This window comes from Mesorhizobium sp. P3_A9 (assembly GCF_056402975.1).
Window position 1 is genome coordinate 1 of the sequence record NZ_JBFUGJ010000105.1, and the last position, 17,078, is coordinate 17,078.

Annotated in this window: 18 protein-coding genes and 1 tRNA gene; 4 read left to right on the forward strand and 15 right to left on the reverse strand. The window is 63.5% G+C overall.

Annotation, left to right across the window (positions count from 1 at the left end; all coding sequences use genetic code 11):
• Window positions 1-37 precede the first annotated feature (37 nt).
• The 6 genes from AC1DX0_RS16350 to AC1DX0_RS16375 all read right to left on the reverse strand — a co-directional run bounded on the left by AC1DX0_RS16350 (window position 38) and on the right by AC1DX0_RS16375 (window position 4,477).
• Window positions 38-967: an electron transfer flavoprotein subunit alpha/FixB family protein gene (locus AC1DX0_RS16350; RefSeq protein ID WP_477356069.1), complete on the reverse strand. Its 930-nt coding sequence runs from the start codon at window positions 965-967 to the stop codon at window positions 38-40.
• Window positions 968-987: 20 nt separating this feature from the next.
• The gene (locus tag AC1DX0_RS16355) at window positions 988-1,737 is read right to left on the reverse strand and encodes an electron transfer flavoprotein subunit beta/FixA family protein (protein ID WP_258589156.1); all 750 of its coding nucleotides are present in this window, start codon (window positions 1,735-1,737) and stop codon (window positions 988-990) included.
• 213 nt (window positions 1,738-1,950) lie between these two features.
• Window positions 1,951-2,751 carry a rhomboid family intramembrane serine protease gene (locus AC1DX0_RS16360; protein WP_477356072.1) on the reverse strand — a complete coding sequence of 267 codons (801 nt, stop codon included), beginning with the start codon at window positions 2,749-2,751 and terminating at the stop codon, window positions 1,951-1,953.
• A 34-nt stretch (window positions 2,752-2,785) separates the two neighbouring features.
• On the reverse strand, window positions 2,786-3,367 hold the full coding sequence (locus tag AC1DX0_RS16365) for a cob(I)yrinic acid a,c-diamide adenosyltransferase (RefSeq protein ID WP_477223372.1): 582 nt from the start codon (window positions 3,365-3,367) through the stop codon (window positions 2,786-2,788).
• A 25-nt stretch (window positions 3,368-3,392) separates the two neighbouring features.
• Window positions 3,393-3,584: a twin transmembrane helix small protein gene (locus tag AC1DX0_RS16370; RefSeq protein WP_027031242.1), complete on the reverse strand. Its 192-nt coding sequence runs from the start codon at window positions 3,582-3,584 to the stop codon at window positions 3,393-3,395.
• A gap of 26 nt (window positions 3,585-3,610) precedes the next feature.
• Window positions 3,611-4,477: an SDR family oxidoreductase gene (locus tag AC1DX0_RS16375; protein ID WP_477223373.1), complete on the reverse strand. Its 867-nt coding sequence runs from the start codon at window positions 4,475-4,477 to the stop codon at window positions 3,611-3,613.
• A 58-nt stretch (window positions 4,478-4,535) separates the two neighbouring features.
• Between AC1DX0_RS16375 and AC1DX0_RS16380 the strand changes: the two genes are divergently transcribed.
• Window positions 4,536-5,387, forward strand: a complete 852-nt coding sequence (locus AC1DX0_RS16380; protein WP_477223374.1) for a YihY/virulence factor BrkB family protein — start codon at window positions 4,536-4,538, stop codon at window positions 5,385-5,387.
• Here the strand turns inward: AC1DX0_RS16380 and AC1DX0_RS16385 are convergent.
• Together AC1DX0_RS16385 and gluQRS are read right to left on the reverse strand one after the other, a co-directional pair.
• Window positions 5,357-6,265: a DMT family transporter gene (locus AC1DX0_RS16385; protein WP_477223375.1), complete on the reverse strand. Its 909-nt coding sequence runs from the start codon at window positions 6,263-6,265 to the stop codon at window positions 5,357-5,359. The two genes, AC1DX0_RS16380 and AC1DX0_RS16385, sit on opposite strands and share 31 nt — an antisense overlap.
• 138 nt (window positions 6,266-6,403) lie before the next feature.
• A complete protein-coding gene (gene gluQRS, locus AC1DX0_RS16390) occupies window positions 6,404-7,279 on the reverse strand; it encodes a tRNA glutamyl-Q(34) synthetase GluQRS (protein ID WP_477356076.1) in 876 nt (291 codons plus the stop codon).
• Window positions 7,280-7,354: 75 nt separating this feature from the next.
• Between gluQRS and AC1DX0_RS16395 the strand changes: the two genes are divergently transcribed.
• Window positions 7,355-7,996, forward strand: a complete 642-nt coding sequence (locus AC1DX0_RS16395; protein WP_477356079.1) for a DNA-3-methyladenine glycosylase family protein — start codon at window positions 7,355-7,357, stop codon at window positions 7,994-7,996.
• Window positions 7,997-8,124: 128 nt separating this feature from the next.
• Entirely contained in the window at window positions 8,125-8,682 is a 558-nt protein-coding gene (locus tag AC1DX0_RS16400) for an HNH endonuclease (protein ID WP_477356082.1), read from the forward strand.
• Between the two features lie 358 nt (window positions 8,683-9,040).
• Here the strand turns inward: AC1DX0_RS16400 and AC1DX0_RS16405 are convergent, their stop codons facing one another.
• Both AC1DX0_RS16405 and AC1DX0_RS16410 read right to left on the reverse strand, forming a co-directional pair.
• Complete coding sequence (locus AC1DX0_RS16405) at window positions 9,041-9,559, reverse strand: disulfide bond formation protein B (RefSeq protein ID WP_477356085.1); 519 nt, start codon at window positions 9,557-9,559, stop codon at window positions 9,041-9,043.
• A 76-nt stretch (window positions 9,560-9,635) separates the two neighbouring features.
• Window positions 9,636-10,220: a YqaA family protein gene (locus tag AC1DX0_RS16410; protein WP_477223379.1), complete on the reverse strand. Its 585-nt coding sequence runs from the start codon at window positions 10,218-10,220 to the stop codon at window positions 9,636-9,638.
• Window positions 10,221-10,493: 273 nt separating this feature from the next.
• Between AC1DX0_RS16410 and AC1DX0_RS16415 the strand changes: the two genes are divergently transcribed.
• Window positions 10,494-10,578 (forward strand) — tRNA-Leu (locus AC1DX0_RS16415).
• Window positions 10,579-10,732: 154 nt separating this feature from the next.
• On the opposite strand, the gene AC1DX0_RS16420 is transcribed toward AC1DX0_RS16415, so the two are convergent.
• The 5 genes from AC1DX0_RS16420 to AC1DX0_RS16440 form a co-directional block, all read right to left on the reverse strand.
• Complete coding sequence (locus tag AC1DX0_RS16420) at window positions 10,733-11,413, reverse strand: hypothetical protein (RefSeq protein ID WP_477223380.1); 681 nt, start codon at window positions 11,411-11,413, stop codon at window positions 10,733-10,735.
• 258 nt (window positions 11,414-11,671) lie between these two features.
• Window positions 11,672-12,844 (reverse strand): YncE family protein, encoded by a 1,173-nt coding sequence (locus AC1DX0_RS16425; protein ID WP_477356088.1) that lies wholly within the window; start codon window positions 12,842-12,844, stop codon window positions 11,672-11,674.
• Window positions 12,841-13,674 carry a creatininase family protein gene (locus AC1DX0_RS16430; protein WP_477223382.1) on the reverse strand — a complete coding sequence of 278 codons (834 nt, stop codon included), beginning with the start codon at window positions 13,672-13,674 and terminating at the stop codon, window positions 12,841-12,843. Before AC1DX0_RS16430 ends, AC1DX0_RS16425 begins: the two co-directional genes overlap by 4 nt.
• Window positions 13,675-13,796: 122 nt before the next feature.
• Window positions 13,797-15,080: a GNAT family N-acetyltransferase gene (locus AC1DX0_RS16435; protein ID WP_477223383.1), complete on the reverse strand. Its 1,284-nt coding sequence runs from the start codon at window positions 15,078-15,080 to the stop codon at window positions 13,797-13,799.
• Complete coding sequence (locus AC1DX0_RS16440) at window positions 15,080-16,480, reverse strand: oligosaccharide flippase family protein (RefSeq protein WP_477223384.1); 1,401 nt, start codon at window positions 16,478-16,480, stop codon at window positions 15,080-15,082. Before AC1DX0_RS16440 ends, AC1DX0_RS16435 begins: the two co-directional genes overlap by 1 nt.
• Between the last annotated feature and the right edge of the window lie 598 nt (window positions 16,481-17,078).

The following is a 17,078-nucleotide window of genomic DNA, read 5'->3' on the forward strand; positions in this document are numbered from 1 at the left end:
CCCCACCCCAGCATTTAATACGCTTTGTCAGAAAGCGTCAAAGCGCCTTCTGCAACTCCGGCAGAATGACGAAGAGATCGCCGACGAGGCCATAGTCGGCAACCTGGAAGATTGGGGCCTCCTCGTCCTTGTTGATGGCGACGATGACCTTCGAATCCTTCATGCCGGCAAGATGCTGGATGGCGCCGGAGATGCCGACCGCGATGTAGAGATCGGGGGCGACGACCTTGCCGGTCTGGCCGACCTGCCAGTCGTTGGGCGCATAGCCGGCGTCGACCGCSGCGCGCGAAGCGCCRACMGCCGCACCGAGCTTGTCGGCRACCGGCARGATGACCTCCTKGAAYTTTTCCGMSGARCCSAGMGCACGGCCRCCCGARATGATGATCTTGGCCGAGGTCAGTTCCGGACGATCAGTGTCCGACAGCTTGTTCTCGACGAAGGTGGAGAGGCCGGGATTGGCCGCCGCCTTGACGGCCTCGACCGCGGCCGAGCCGCCCTCGGGCGCTGCCTGGAAGGAGGCGGTGCGCACCGTGATGACTTTCTTGGGGTCGGTCGACTGCACGGTCTGGATGGCGTTGCCAGCATAGATCGGGCGCTTGAAGGTATCAGGCGACACCACTTCGATGATCTCGGAGACCTGCGAGACATCGAGCAGGGCGGCGACGCGCGGTGCGATGTTCTTGCCCGACGAGGTCGCCGGGGCRATGATGGTGTCGTAAGCGCCGGCGAGCGATACGACGAGTGCCGCGGTCGGTTCGGCGAGGCGCTCGGCGAGTTCATCGGCTTCGGCGAGCAGCACCTTGGTCACGCCCTTGAGCTTGGCGGCGGCGTCGGCCGCGCCCTTGGCGCCCTTGCCGGCCACCAGCACATGCACGTCCGAGCCGATCTGCAGGGCCGCTGAAAGCGCCTTGGCGGTCTGGTCGGAAAGCGTTGCGTTGTCGTGTTCTGCGATGAGGAGAATTGCCATTTTATCTGTTCCTTCCGATCTCAGAGCACGCCGGCTTCGTTCTTGAGCTTGTCGACCAGTTCGGCGACGCTCTTGACCTTGACGCCCGCCTTGCGGCCGCTCGGCTCCTCGGTCTTGATCACTTTCAGGCGCGGCTTGACGTCGGCGCCGTAGTCGGCGGGCGATTTCTCGTCGAGCTGCTTCTTCTTGGCCTTCATGATGTTGGGCAGCGAGGCATAGCGCGGCTGGTTGAGGCGAAGGTCGGCGGTGATGATCGCCGGCATCTTCAGTTCCACCGTCTGCAGGCCGCCGTCGACTTCGCGCGTCACCTTGGCCTTGTCGCCGTCGAGGACGACCTTGGAAGCGAAGGTGCCCTGCGCCCAGCCGAGCAATGCGGCCAGCATCTGGCCGGTCTGGTTCGAGTCGTCGTCGATCGCCTGCTTGCCGAGGATGACGAGGCCGGGCTGTTCGGCGTCGACGACGCCCTTCAGCACCTTGGCGACGCCGAGCGGCTCGGTCTGCTCGTCGGTCTTGACCAGGATGGCGCGGTCGGCGCCCATGGCGAGCGCGGTGCGCAAGGTTTCCTGCGCCTGCTGCGGKCCRATCGAAACGACGATGATCTCTTCGGCCTTGCCGGCTTCCTTGAGCCGGATCGCCTCTTCGACCGCGATCTCGTCGAACGGGTTCATCGCCATCTTGACGTTGGCGAGTTCCACCGCCGAACCATCAGCCTTCACGCGAACCTTGACGTTCGCATCCACAACCCGCTTCACGGGCACAAGGATCTTCATTTGCCTGTCACCTCTTCACGCTAGTTGGGCGCGCTATAGCAGCCTGCGCCCGTTCTGAGTTGTCGAAAGCCGACATTCCTGACTGAATTCCGGCCAGACGGAATTCTGGCCGGATGGAAATTCTGGTCTTTGCCCGCCTTGGGCTCAGACGGAGACGTTTCCGTAGTTGGGGCAACCCTTGACGTCAATACGCTGGAAGCGGCTCAAATCGGTTCAGTTTGAGCCAGAAGGGTTTCCCCGGCCCCAGCGCGTCGTGGTGGCCGACGGTTCAGGCGCCGCTGATTCAGCTGCAACCGACGGCTGGTTTGATGTGGGAGCCACGGTATCCTCGTCCGCGCCGGCAAAAAGCGGCACGCCACGGCTGCGCAGGACAAGCACCAGCACGSCGCCGGCAATGATGCCGCCGATATGGCAGGCCCAGGAGATCTGGTCCTCGCCACCGGCGGCRAACATSACSATYTGGAACAGCACCCACAGGATGAGCGGGATGAAGGCCGGAATGCGCAAGGGGATGCGGGCGAAGGCCAGCACCCAGACCTTCACCCGGGGATAGAGGATCAGATAGGCGACGACCACGCCGGCGATGGCGCCCGAGGCGCCGATCAGCGGCACCTGCGAATCCCAGGCGACGAGGCCCTGGAAGGCGGCGCCGGCGATGGCGCAGAGCAGGTAGAAGATSAGGTAGCGGATRTGGCCGAGCGCRTCCTCGACATTGTCGCCGAACACCCACAGGAACAGCATGTTGCCGCCGAGGTGGAAGATGTCGGCATGCAGGAAGGAGTAGGTGAGGTAGCTCAGGCCTTCGGGAATGACGACGAAGCGAGGGTCGAGTTCGGCCGTGTTATGGACGACGGACGGAATGAAGCCGAGACCGAGTACGGCGGCATTGGTGAAGTTCTCGCCACCGAGGGCGGTGGCACAATAGACCAGCGCGTTGACCACGATCAGGCCGATCGTCACATATTGCAGGCGGATGTGGCGCAGCCTGTTGGTGTCATAAAGCGGGATGAACATGCGTGCCTGGGCCCCCTCCCGCCTTTCGATCCGTTCAGCGGTTCTTGCCGGGAACCCATAGCACGTCGGCATTTCCGTTGTCATTGACCGCCCGGGCGGCGACAAACAGGAAATCCGAAACGCGGTTGATGTATTTCAGCCCGTCGCGGTTGACGTGCTCGCCCGGGTTTTGAGCCAGTGCCACCATGAGCCGCTCAGCCCGTCGCGCCACCGTGCGGGCGAGATGCAAGGCGGCCGCAGCCGGGCTGCCGCCGTTGAGCACGAAGGATTTGAGCGGCTGCAGATCCTTGTTAAGCAGGTCGATGTCCTTTTCGACTCGGTCGGTCTGCGTGGCAACGATGCGCAGCGGCTCATAGCCAAGCGGTTTGCCGTCGTGGGGCACCGCAAGATCGGCACCGAGGTCGAAAAGGTCGTTCTGGATGCGCGACAGCATGGCATCGATCGCCGGATGGCTGGTTGCCGTGTGGACGCGAGCGATGCCGATACAGGCATTGGCCTCGTCGACCGTGCCGTAGGCGTCCACCCGCAGGTCGGATTTCAGCCGCCGCTCACCGGTGCCGAGACCCGTGGTGCCATCGTCACCGGTGCGGGTGTAGATCTTGTTGAGCTTGACCACGTCGCCTCCCGAACGGTCGCTATCCTCACTTGCGGGTGAAATACACCGCGAGCAGAATCAGCACCAGCGCCACGGCCTGCAGCATGACACGTGCCTGCATCAGCTTGTTCGAGGTGACGCCGGAACCGCCACGCATCATGTTGATGAGGCCGCGGATCAGCACGATCACCACGGCGGCCATGACCAGAATGGCGAGGATGTTGAAGACGGTTGCCATTGTTGCGTTTCCAGTTGTTTTCGCGTTCAGGCGCGTTTGGCCATCAGGCGGTAGAGTATCGATGCCGGCAGAATGCGCTTGAGTGCAGCGGCGATCTTGGCCGGCACCGTTACCACATAGTGCGGGCGCGGGCGCCGCGACAGAAGYGCATGGCGCAGAACCTTATGGACCACTTCGGGCCCAGGCTTCAGCGCCGACTGGCTGCCGCCGGCGCGCAGCCGCTCCAGCTGCGCGGCATAGTCGGCGCTGTGCACGGAATTCTCGATGTCGATGTTTTTCAGGAACCAGGGCAGGCCGTTGCTGGCGATCTTCGATTTCACCGGCCCCGGTTCGATCAGGCAAACATGGACGCCGCTGCCTTCCAGTTCCTGGCCCTGACAGAGCATCAGCGCCTCGAGTGCATGCTTCGACGCCGAATAGGCGCCACGGAACCGCACGGGCACGAGGCCGAGGATCGATGAGCAATGGACGAGGCGGCCATGGCCCTGGCGGCGCATCACCGGCACGAGACGGCTGGTGAGATCATGCCAACCGAAGAAATTGACCTCGAACTGCTCTTTCAGCGCTGCCACCGACAGATCCTCGACGGCGCCGGCCTGGGCGTAGGCGCCATTGTTGAAGAGCGCGTCCAGCCTTCCACCCGTGCGCTCGAGCACTGAAGCCACCAAAGCGGCGATCGAGTCCGGTTCGCTGTAGTCGAGATAAAAAGCCTCGATGCCGTCCGTTTCCAGCGCAGCGATGTCTTCCGGCTTGCGCGCCGTGGCGAACACGCGCCAGCCCTCGGCCTTCAGCGCTCGCGCGCAATAGGCGCCTATGCCTGAGGACGCACCGGTGATGATGATGGTGCGCAACTCAGCCGCTGGAGAATTCGTGGTTTGACTTAGGGTTGCCATTTGCCGCATTCACTTCCCATATTCGCGGCGTCGAGACAATCGAAGGGAGCGCGCGTCCTTGCTGCGGAATATAGTCGCCCTGCGCCGCGTGCTCTACGACGCGCTTGGCCATTTCAACACCGATGACGGCTGGGCTATGGCCAGCCATCTGGCGATCACCTCGCTGATGGCGCTGTTTCCGTTCCTGATCTTCGCCACGACGCTGGGCAGCTTCCTCGGCGCCCAGGCCTTCGCCGACACCGCCGTGCATCTGGTCTTCGACACCTGGCCGGATCAGATCGCCAAGCCGATCGCGCATGAGGTGCTGAACGTGCTGACCGTCCGGCGCACCGATCTTTTGACCTATGGCGTGCTGCTGGCCGCCTATTTTGCCTCGAACGGCATCGAGGCGCTGCGCACCTCGCTCAACCGCGCCTATCGCGTCACGGAGACGCGCGGCATCATCTATCGCCGGGTGCAGAGCCTGTTCTTCGTGCTGATCGCGACGGCCGGGTTCCTGGCGATCAGCGTGCTGCTGGTGTTCGCGCCCTTGCTGGCGCGGCTGGCCGAAGCCCATTTCGAGTGGATCAAACCCTATACCGGCACGATCACGCTGTGGCGCTACGTCATCGCCTCGACCGTTATCATCGGCGGGCTGTTTTCGGTGCACTACTGGCTTCCGGCCGGCAAGCGCCGCTTCGTCTCGCTGGTGCCGGGCATCATCTTCACACTGGCCGCATGGCTCATCGGCTCGACGATGTTTGCCACCTATCTCGACCACTTCTCGTCCTATGTGACGACCTATGCCGGGCTCGCCTCGATCATGATCGCGGTGGTTTTCCTCTACATCGTCTCGGCGATCTTCATTCTCGGCGGCGAGCTCAACGCCGCGATCAGCCGCTATCTGGAGGCCCGCGCCCGGGTCGGATGAGACTGTGCCTTGGTCTGCCGCGCCGTTGCCAGGCCGACGCCGAACGTCGTGATGGCCATGCCGACAATCTGCAGCGCATTAAGCTGCTCGTTGAAGAGGGCCCAGGCGATGATCGCCGTCACCGCTGGCACCAGATAAAACAGCGAGGCGACTTTCGACATTTCGCCGTCGCGGATCATCACCATCAAAAGGAAGATGGCGCCGAGCGACAGCACCAGCACCAGCCAGGCCATGGCGAAGATCAGTTCGCCGTTGATGACGACAGTGTGGGTTTCGAAGGCAAGCGCGGCGAGGATCATCAGCGAGGCGCCGCCCACATATTGCCACATGGTGGCCGCCACGAGGTCGCCACCGGAGGCAAAGCGCTTCTGCCAGATGGTGCCCGCGCTCATGCCGAGCACCGAGACCAGCGACGCGGTCAGCGTCGCCGCCGTCACGCCGCCGCCGAGCGCGCCGAGTTTTGGCCATAGCACAATGACGATGCCGATCAGGCCGATGCCAAGGCCGAGCCAGTGGCGCGGCAGGATGGCCTCGCCGAGAAACTTGCCGGCCAGCACCGCCGTTATCAGCGGCTGCAGGCCGACGATCAGAGCCGAGAACCCGGCCGGCATGCCCCGGTGGATGGCCCAGAAGACGGCGCCGAGATAGACGCCATGCATCAGGATGCCGGCGCCGGTGGCGTGCAGCGCCTCCTTGCGGGTGGCTCGTTTCGAGCCCAGGACGGGCATCAGCAGAGCCAGCAGGATGGCGGCTATGACGAACCGTGCGGCAAGGAAGGTGAACGGCTCCGCCCACGGCATGGCGTAGCGGGCGCCGATGAAGCCGGTTGCCCACAGGACGACGAAGGTGGCGGGGATGAACCGCTTGATGCTGTGCATTTTCCGGAGACCGCAACGCTGGTGAGAACTGACCGTGGCGATGCTCTAGTCCCGTTCAACCCGGCGTGCAAAACGAAACGATTGATCCATGCATCACCGGAATTCAATTGGTGGTGCGATTTTCCTGACGAGTAGAGGTCAGAGCCCGACCATCCGCCTGATGTCATCAGGCGTCGCGCCGGCGTCGCGCAGCTTGGCAAGGCCGGTGTCGCCGAGGCTCTTCGACAGTTTTCGCCCGTCCGGCCCGAGGATGAGCCGATGGTGGAAGTAGGCCGGCTGCGGCAGCCCGAGCAGCTCCTGCAGCAGGCGCTGCACGCCGGTGGCGGAAAACAGGTCCTGKCCGCGCACGACATGGCTGACGCCTTGCAGCGCATCATCCATGACGACGGCGAGGTGGTAGCTGGTCGGGATGTCGCGGCGCGCCACGATCACGTCGCCCCAATCCTGCGGTCGAGCTTCGACCGAGCGCGTCGCGGATAGTGTCTCATCGTTGAATTCGGCCCATGCGAGGTCCYTGCCGACRCGCGCCAKSGCKGCMTCGACRTCCAGCCGCCAGGCGAAGGGCKCRTTKTCGGCGATSCGCCGCTTGCGTTCTTTCACCGGCAGCGCCTTGTCGGCCGGGGGGTAGAGCGGCACGCCGTCGGGATCGCGCGGCCAGTCGCGTCCTCGCTTTTCGCTTTCGGTGATAAAAGCGCGGATGTCGCCACGGCTCATGAAGGCGGGGTAGACCAGGTCGTCGCGGATCAGCCGGTCAAGCACCGCCTCGTACTCGGCGAAATGCTCGGACTGGCGGCGCACCGGCTCCTCCCAGCCAAGCCCCAGCCATTTCAGGTCGGCAAGCATGCCGGCTTCGAATTGCGGTGTGCAGCGTGTCGTGTCGATATCCTCGATGCGCAGCAGCAGCCGGCCGCCGCTGGCCTTTGCCAGCGTCTGGTTGAGCAGCGCCGAATAGGCATGGCCGAGATGCAGTTCGCCGTTGGGGCTGGGCGCGAAGCGGAATGTCAGGAGCGTCATGTCTCGAGCGGCAATCGGGTTGTGCTGCGGTTTTGGCGGTTGCTACTTTGCGGCACATTGGCGGACAAGGATACAATGCAACGCATCGCGACACTGGACGACATTGCGCGCGGGCTCGATGCGCTTTGCATCATCGACCCACGCCTGGAAAAGGTGCGCGGCATGGCAGGCGAGGTGCCGCTCAGGCTCTCCGAGCCCGGCTTCAGAAGCCTTGCCTCGATCATCGTCTCGCAGCAGGTCTCCCGGGCGAGCGCCGATGCCATTTTCGGCCGGCTGACGAAACTCGTCGATCCGCTGACGCCGCAGGCGATCCTGGCCGCCGGCGAGGACATRTTTCGCGAGGCCGGCCTGTCGCGGCCCAAGCAGCGCGGCCTGATCGCGATTGCCCAGGCGGTGGCCGACGGCCTCGACCTCCATCACCTTTGTTCGCTTGAGGCTGAGGAGGCGATCACGAGGATGACGGCGGTGTCCGGCATCGGCCCGTGGACGGCTGAAGTGTATCTTCTGTTTGCCGCCGGGCACCCCGACATCTTCCCCGCGCGTGATGTCGCGCTGCAGASSGCGGTCGGCCATGCGCTCGGCATCGACCCGCGTCCGCCGGAGAAAACACTGATCCAWCTSGCCGAATCATGGAGCCCGTGGCGAGGTGTCGCATCGCGRCTTTTCTGGKCCTATTATCGCGAAACCAGGGGCAGGGACGCCGCACCGCCCGCCTGAATCCGCAAAAAAGCATAAAAATCATGCTTTTTTGGCACGTCGCGCGAACCACAATCCGCTTCACATCCCTGTCATGTCGGGCTTACAGTATCCGCGCCGTTCGGGTCTAGAACCAAGGAGGTAAACACGTGACGGTTGCCGTATCTCCGGATGGGCTTCCAGCACTGGTGCTGAATGCGGATTACCGTCCGCTCAGCTATTACCCCTTGTCGCTCTGGTCCTGGCAGGACGCCATCAAGGCGGTGTTCCTCGACCGGGTCAACATCGTCGCCGAATACGAGCATGCGGTGTCCTCGCCGACCTTCTCGATGAAGCTGCCGAGCGTGGTCAGCCTGAAGGCCTATGTGAAGCCGTCCAGGCACCCGGCCTTCACCCGTTTCAACGTCTTCCTGCGCGACCGCTTCCAGTGCCAGTATTGCGGCACGCCTGACGATCTGACCTTCGACCACGTCATCCCCCGCCATCGCGGCGGTGCGACGACATGGGAAAATGTCGTCGCCGCCTGCTCGCCCTGCAATCTGAGGAAGGGCGGCATGATGCCGGCGCAYGCCAAGATGTKKCCRCTGCARAAGCCYTAYCAGCCGACGGTGCATGAYCTGCACAAYAACGGCCGCCTGTTCCCGCCGAACCATCTGCATGAAAGCTGGATGGATTATCTGTACTGGGATGTCGAGCTGGAGCCCTGAGAGCGTTCGAGAATTCGGGAGGCTGGCCGCCTGGGTCGCGCTCACTTATCAGCGGCTTCGCGTTCAAGGACCGGCTTCCCCCACTCCGTCGCTGCTTCGCAGCGCCACCTCTCCCCCCTCCGGAGGGAGAGGAAAGGAGCTTGTTGGAGGCCGGAGTAGAAGGGGAGCCTGTTGGAGGAGCGCTGGCTGCAACAGGCTCGCGCCTTTCCTCTACCCCGTCGATCGGGGGAGAGGTGGCTCGGCGAAGCCGAGACGGAGTGGGGGTCGACTTGGCTCGGACGTCGAAAGCCGCGCATGTGACCTCAGCCTGCCGAATTTTTTGCTCGCACCCTGCGCCTTGGGACTCAATCGAACCAGCTCAGTCGCGGGCCAGCGCACCCCGGAASGCGACGGCGGCCAGGAYRARGCTGGCKATGGCGTTCCAGCCGGCCAGCGACAGGCCSAGGATGCGCARKGCSGCCTTGTCGCAGGAGGGYGGCACGAATTTGTCGAGYGCGTCGAGMACGCCCTTGCCGCCRGTGTCSACCGGTCCSGCGCCMGCSGTGCARTCGGTMGGRCCRGCCCACCACKSCCATTCGACRCCGGARTGRTAGACGCCGAGATAGAGGCCGTAGAGCATCARMAGGCCGCCGATRCCSAGCAGSSCGCGSGWCAGCCAKGCKGGCGCGTGCAGCAYCGAKGCAAKCACSGCCAGCASCATCAGCGGYGCGCCGATATAGTAGGGGGTGCGCTGYTCCAGGCAGAGGTGGCAGGGGATRTAGCCGCCAATGTACTGGAAGCAGAGCGCCGAGCCGACGGTCGCCGCCATGGCGACGGCGAGAAACAGGGCGGTCCGCGTCCGCTGGCGTCCGGTATCGGCATTCATGGTCGCTGTCATGGGTCTTCGTCCGTTGTGTTCGCCGCCCCGCCAGGACCGCTTGCATCTCTCTTTAAGCGTTTTTGAGGGAGACGCCTCAGAAGGCGTATTTGACGACGATATAGAGCAAAATCAGGGCAGCCGCGCCGGCGCCGACAATCAATCCCAGGCGCTTCTCGATGAACTCCTTGATCGACTCACCGTAGCGGCGCAGCAGCCAGGCAAGCAGCAGGAAACGAGCGCCTCGCGCCAAGATGGCCGAGACGATGAAGACAACAAGATTGATGTGAAGCGCCCCGGCCAGGATAGTGACCACCTTGATCGGGGGCAGGTGCGCAACTCCGGACGTGACGAGCAGCACCAGCATGAGCCCGGTGCCGGACGACTGCCATTCCTCGAACGCGGCAAGGCCGCCGAAATGCTCCAGGATCGGCCGGGCTATCGTGTCGTAGGCATAGTAGCCGATCAGCCAGCCGGCGATGCCGCCCAGCACGGACGCAACAGTGGCGGTCAGCGCGTAGCGATAGGCGCGTTCGGGCCGCGCCAACGCCATGGGCAGGAACAGCACGTCCGCCGGAATGAAGAACACCGAGCTCTCGACGAAAGCGATGAAGGCCAGCCACCATTCGGCGGATTTGCGCGCCGCCAGCGACAGGGTCCAGTCGTACAGTCCGCGAAGCATCGGCTCTCCTAATGCGTGTCGCCCAAAAGTGCGCAGATGCCCGGGGCAAGGCAGGGATGAAAACAAGGGCCCAAGCTTGCGTGTCRGTCCCTTCAGACGCGCCACGCTTCATGCGCCGCCTGTCTAGAAAGATTTTCCGCGCTGCACAATGGCAGCCCCGCCACGAAATCAAAAGGCGAAGATTGGTCGCATCCCGGTGATCTCGAGAATTGGCCAGTTGACGAACAGGCCTCCRACCGTATAGTCCGCGCCCATCCAGGCCGCCCGGCCTGAGCCCCTATGGCGGAATTGGTAGACGCGCTCGACTCAAAATCGAGTTCCGCAAGGAGTGCTGGTTCGATCCCGGCTAGGGGCACCATTCCATTTTTCAGGACAGGTCCATGTTGCTTGCCTGCCCATGAACGAGGGCAGTCTCGATGAGACCACGGATGGGTTTCACTGCGCTGGACGTAGCCGAGACGATTTGCGGCGCAGGCTGGCTACAGTGCCAGCCTGCGCCCTCGTCAATCCAATCAGAGCGAATGCTTGTAGCCGATCCCGATGTTCCATTTGTCGCCGGCGAGATCGTTGTAGGGGGCCGAAGTCGTGTCGGTCTTCTTCCAGGAATAACCGACGCTGGCATAGACCGCGTTGGTGGAGTCGATGTTGTAGGTCACGCCGGTGGCCAGCTTGGGCGTTTCCCAGGTGGTGCTGAAGGCGTTGCGGTAGCGGAAGTTGAAGACGTTCCAGGTCCACTGCTTGGAGAGCTTCCAGTCGCCCGCGAGATACAGGGCGTAGTAGGGAACATTGGCGTTGGCATCCGCGTCCTTGATGATGCCTGTGTCGTGCCAGGTGTAGCCGAGCCCCAGGCTCGGGGTCAGGGTGAAGGCATCGGTGATCTTGATTTTGTAGCCGAGACTCGCTTCGGCGTAGTACTGCGACTTTCCGCCGGTCTTGAAGGTCGGCTGGATAAAGATGCCGCCGACGAAATTGTTGTCGAAATTGTGCGAGACGCTGAGTTTGAAGTAGGTGTCGGCAAGCGACCTTGCAGTGTTGCTGCCATTGTCGATGGCGTAGAATTCCGGGTCCCCTTCGATCGCAATCGTCCAGCTCGGCGCTGCCGGGGGCGGGGCTTCGACCAGGTCGGCGGCAAAGGCCGATGTGGCCATGGACAAGCAGACGCCCAATGGGGCGATGATGGTGCGCAAAAGCATGGTCTTTCCTCGAGATGTGGCGGCGCATGGAGCGGCGCATTGGGATGTGGCGAGGATTTAGCTAGGCGCGCGCCATTACAGTTATGTGACGATGTGCCATTCGTGTGGGCCGGTTCGTCCGAACGGTTCTCGGCAGGAAATCGGCGGTGCAGTTTGGCCACACAAGCGACGCGATGACGGCAGGAAACCTTTCGATGAGAACGGTTTCCTCGCAGGCGCACCAGGAGGCTGCGTTACGGGTCTCCGCGACCGAGATGCCTATCGCATGTTGCCGGTGTGACCTTGCGAGTATCTGCCGGGCTGCGGCCAGACGGTCAGGCCGTGAGGCTCGACGCCGACCCGGATTTTCGTGACAGCGCCCGAGGTCGTGTCGATCATGTAGACCTCGCTGTCGAAGCGGCCGGACAGCCACAATTGCTTGCCGTCGGCGCTGACATTGCCCATGTCGGGGCTGCCGCCGCCGGGTATCGGCCATTGCGCGACGACCGAGCGGGTGGCGAAATCGATGACGGTCACGCTGCCCGGCCCCTTTGCACGGCCTTGCTCCATCTTGTGCGAACCGCGGTTCGAGACGTAGAGCTTGGTCCCGTCACGGCTGACGACAAACCCGTGCGTGCCGATGCCGGTGGCGATGAAGCCGATCTCGGAAAAACTGTCGCCGTCGATCAGGAACACACCGTCGTTCATCATGTCGGCGACGTAGAAGACCTTGCCGTCGGAGGAGAGCCTGACGTCCTGCGGCATGCCCATTTTCGACAGGGCAAGGTGGCCGAGCACCTTCTGGTTTTTCAGGTCSACCTTSRMCAGSCCGCCATCGCCRTATTCGCAGGTGAAGATSGCGTAGGMRCYGTCGACSGARAAATCGGCGTGGTTGATRCCKGGGCAGGTCGGCGTCGGSAGSSTCGAYTTCAGCGCCATGGTMTGSGGATCGCGAAAGTCGAGCCGCTGGTAGGCCTCATCGACAATGACGGCCGAACTTCCGTCCGGCATGAAGTACATGTTGTAGGGGTCATCGACCGGAATTTCGTGACCCGGCTTGGCGGTCCTGGGGTCGATAGGCGTCACGCTGCCCTTGCTGGTGCCGCTGGCGTTGTTGGCGACCCAGAGCGTCTTCAGATCCCAGGACGGAACGACGTGCTGCGGCTTGCGCCCGACAGGGAACCTGTCGACTTCCTTGAGGGTCACGGGGTCGATCACCGATACGCTGTTGGACGAGCGGTTCGGAACATAGACACGTGGCAGCGCGCCTGCCGTTGCCGGGCTCAAATGATCAGAACCTGTCTGGTCGTAGATATTGATCGGGGAGTGCGAAGGCGCCGGGTCGCTGCAATCCTCCGGGCACGAGCCGGCCGAAGCCGATGCCGACGACAGGGCAAGCAACAAGACGAGCAGCGCGGAAAAGCTCGTGAACTGAAGATATGGTTTGATCATTTGGGTTGCTGTTTTTCGAATTCGCGGATCGCGTCGGTCGTCCCGTTGACGATCAGGTCGACGCCGAGTTGGCCAAACGCGGCTGACGATCGTGTCGGATCGCCACCATAGACGCCGTCGCCGGCATCAAGCTTCGGGGCAGCGGCAAGGCGATCCTTGCGCACCATGGTTGGGTCGATGGCGAGCATAAGTGATGTGTCGGCCAATCCGGCATGGGTTCCGATCTCCGGCCGCGTCGCGCCGGCCGACAGCAGCTTGTCGACATAGGCGCCCTGGGTGATCTGATAGTATTCGAGCGCCGCAAAGACCCGGACCGGGGTTTTGCGCCATTCGGCATTCAGGCGATCGGCGACATGGCGCTCGTCGGCCTGATAGCCGCCGTGGTCGCCGATCAGCACGATGGTCTTGAAGCCGTGCAGCTTGAAGCTGCGGGCCGCGGATTCGAGCAACTGCTCGAAGATCTTGTCGCTGATGGTGATCGTGCCGGGAAACCGCATATGGGCGGTCGGCGGGTCGATGGTTCCTTCCGGAACATAGGAGATCACGGGCGCGACCAACGCGTCGCCCAATTGGTTGGCTATTTTTTCGGCCAGGAACTTGACCCGCACATTGTGCTTGCCCAAAGCCATGGCGGGGCCGCTTTGCTCAGTGCCGCCTATCGGGATGATGATCGTCGTCGTCCCGGCGCCGATCCGGTCGCGCAGTTCGGTCCAGGTCTGGTCTTCAAGGAAGACTGATCCATTAGCGGCGTTCGCAGTCGATGCCAGACTGGACAGAAGCCAAAGGCCGACGACGGTACTCGCGAGCGTGAAACCGTGTCGTGCGATCATTCCAGCCTCAGGACCATACGTCGCATCGGACCGTACGTCCGCCGATTTGCGCAATTTGTGCGAAGGGCAGGGGTCTTGACAAGCGGTCTTCCCGTCAAGCCGCGGAAGCTCAAGATCATGGTCTACCGCCTGCGCAACAAGCTCTTCATGCGGTTGCGCAGCAGGCGTGCCATGTTGCGGGTCTCGCGGTAGAGATGCAGCTGCGAAGCGGCCTGGCGCGCGAGGCGATCAGCGTCCGGCGTCAGCCCGATCACCAGCGTGCCGATCGGCTTGCGCTCGGTCCACAGCCTGCTCATCACCGGATGGTCCGGCACCGCGCAGGAATCGGTCATCATGATGTTGGGGTCGTCGAGATGCTGCCTTGTGACCTCGATCATCAGCAGTGTCCCGGGCGAATAGGCCGATAGCGTCTCGTCATAGGCCGTCTTCCAGGTGTAGGCGACGCCGGCCTCGACGAAGACGATCAGGCAGGCGATGGTGCGGCCATCGAGCGTCAGCGAATGGATGCGGCACATGTCCTGCTCGGCGAGCCTGTGCACGGCCTCGCGGGCAAAGGCAGCGCGGAAGCGGTCGATCGCCATGGCGGTACGCTCGCGGCCTTTCCAGCCCGACGCTTCCAGCGTCAGGAAGCTTTCGATGGCATGGCGGATCTCTTCGGGGCCGCGCGCCACCACATGCTCCAGACTGCCGAGGTCGGCAAGGCGCCGCTTCAGGCGGCGGAACTCGCGATAATGGTGCGCGCGCAGCGAAGCCTTCAGATAGTCGTCGCCGTCGAGTTCGCTCTCCAGCGCGGGGCGCGCCACCTGGCCGGTGGTGACCAGCGTCAGGCCGCGTGTCTCGGCCACGGTGCCAAGCAGGCTCGCCACCGGGCCGTCTAGCCTCATGTCGGGCAGCACGAGGACTTTCGGCATCTTGAGGTGCGGGCGCGACAGCATCGAGAAGAAATCCTCGACGACGCCGATCGGATCGTCGCGGTCGATCAGCGGTGTGCCAAGCGGACCAAAGGGGCTCGACCAGGTGCGCATCACCGGAACGCCGAGCGGCACCACGGGCCGTTCCACCGAGATCGGCACCAGCAGGCGCAGCCGGTTGCGGTATTCGTCGCCGTCGCGGATCACCGCCAGCCGCACCTCGCGATCTTCCAGCCGGGGCATGGCCGGCGCCAGGAAACGCGGGTTGAAGAAGACGTTCGGCTCGATCGTGCGGGCGCAGAGATAGTCCAGCTCCTCGACCAGGTCGAAGCCGGCCGATGCCGGGTAGATGGCAAGCTTGCGCTCGGGCCGGTTGTTGGCGAGGATTTCGATATGGGCGGGGTCGGCGTCGCGCGCCAGGCCGGCAAGGCCCGACACCATGGCGCCGGCGGTGCCGCCGCTGCTGGTTTCCTCGAGCAACGGGATGGCGGCCATCAGGCGGCTCCTTTGGCAGGCACGAAGATCGCCATGACGATGCCGAGCTTGCGCCACACCGTGAAGGACAGTGCGGTGGCCTCGAAGATCATGGCAAAGGCGGTGGCCATGGCCGCGCCCCACAGGCCGAAATGCGGGATCAGCACCACGTTGAGGCCGATGTTGAAGGCCAGCGTCATGGCATAGACGGCGGCGCAGATGTTCTGGTTGCCGCTCATCGTGAGCAGGCTTTCGCAAGGGCCGACGGCGGCGCGCGCCACGACGCCGAAGACRAGCAGGAACAGAAGCGGATAGCCAGTGGTGAATTCGGGGCCGAACAGCACGAGCATGGGTTCGCCGAGCGCCAGCACCAGGATCGCCATCAGCAGCGACGGCCAGAAGGTCCACGACACCGTTTCGCGGGCGAAAGCGGCAAGCTTGGCCGGATCGCCATGGGTGAATTGCGCGTAGCGCTGGGCGACGCCGGCCTTGACCGCGAAATAGACGAAATGCACCAGCGCCAGCGTCTTGACCGTGGCGAAATAGACGGCGACGTCATTGGGGTTCATGTAGGCGCCGACCATCAGCACGTCGGCATTGGTGAGCAGGAAGAAGAAGCTTTCGACGAGGAAGATCGGCAGCGAGACGATGAACCATTGCGCGAAATGCACTTTCATCGGCCCGGTCGGAATCTGCCTTTCCATGCGGTGCGTGACGCCGATCAGCTGCGCGAGCGTGGTGACGTAGGTGGCGGCGATCGAGGCGAAGATTGCCGTCCTGGCATCGGCGGCGTAGCCGACATAGAGCATCAGCGCCATGAACAGCAGGATCAGCACCGGGCGTATCAGGTAAGTCGGCGACAGGGCAAACAACGCCCAACTGTTCGCCCTGGCCTGGCCCTGCAACAGATCCGACACCGCGATCATCGGCAGGCAGATGACGCCGAGGATGAACGGTATCACGTAATAATTTTCGAGCCAGGGCGCCGCCAGCCAGACGCCGAGCGCGCCGAGCCCGGCGATGATGGTGGAGGCGATCAGTACGAACAGGCGGCTGGCCACGACAATGCCGCGCAGCTCGTCCATCATGCCGCGCTCGCGGTATTCGGGGATGAAGCGGATGACMGAGGTGTGGAAGCCGAGGCAGGCGAGGTTGCCGACGATGACCATCGTCACCCAGACGAGCACGAAGATGCCGTATTCGAACGAACCCATCCAGCGCGCCATCAGCACCTGGCTGATGAAGGCGATGACGGCGCTGACGATGCGGATGGAGAAGGCGATGACCGACATGCGGCCGGCCTCGCCGCGCTCATCGGCGGTGAACAGCACGGCGTCGATGCGGCCAAGCAACGGCTTGATGCGCAGCGCCAAACGCTGCGGCAAGAACCGCCCGGCAGTCGTGGCCGCGGAAAAGCGCACCCCGAATATTCTCCGTTTTCCGCCTCTTTTTCAGGCTTTGGTGTAGCGGAGACACATTAAGAAACGGTTGGGTGAGGAGCGGTCCGCGCAGCGGACGAAAAGCCAATGATTTGGCTTTTCGAGTGACGAACGCCCGGAGCCATAGCGGAGGGCCGGCACGCCGCTGGTGCGCAGCGAGCGCGTTTTGATGTTCCGGTGGCATGACGAATGGCGAGAAAACGCCGGGTCCGGGTCAGCCAGCAGTCATTCTACGTGCTGTTTCAATGCAAGCGTTGGAAAGGCTAGGTCGGCGCGGCGTCGTGCTCGACTTTCGCGGTGCGATGGCCGTTGATGAGGTGGCATTCGCCCGATCGCCGCCAATCGCGGACCCTGGCGCCGCCCCTTGTGTGTTTGGAATCGTGCATTGTTGAGGGTGCCACGGACCAGGTGCTTGCCTGATCCGTGGCGGTGGTCGAGAGCCCGTCGCCCCTCAGGTGGCCTAAACCGTGGATGAGCTGGGGCCCGACCGCCTTCTTTTGTGAACCCGAACAGTTGCAAGGGGCAAGCCCCCGCACACAAGGAAGGGACCGAGGAGATGGTAGCGCAAACGGTTCAGGAC

Coding starts and splice junctions, on each gene's coding strand:
- AC1DX0_RS16370 (WP_027031242.1), bottom strand. CDS start 3,584: ATGGCAACCGTCTTCAACATCCTCGCCATTCTGGTCATGGCCGCCGTG.
- AC1DX0_RS16385 (WP_477223375.1), bottom strand. CDS start 6,265: ATGCACAGCATCAAGCGGTTCATCCCCGCCACCTTCGTCGTCCTGTGG.
- AC1DX0_RS16410 (WP_477223379.1), bottom strand. CDS start 10,220: ATGCTTCGCGGACTGTACGACTGGACCCTGTCGCTGGCGGCGCGCAAA.
- AC1DX0_RS16420 (WP_477223380.1), bottom strand. CDS start 11,413: ATGCTTTTGCGCACCATCATCGCCCCATTGGGCGTCTGCTTGTCCATG.
- AC1DX0_RS16430 (WP_477223382.1), bottom strand. CDS start 13,674: ATGATCGCACGACACGGTTTCACGCTCGCGAGTACCGTCGTCGGCCTT.
- AC1DX0_RS16435 (WP_477223383.1), bottom strand. CDS start 15,080: ATGGCCGCCATCCCGTTGCTCGAGGAAACCAGCAGCGGCGGCACCGCC.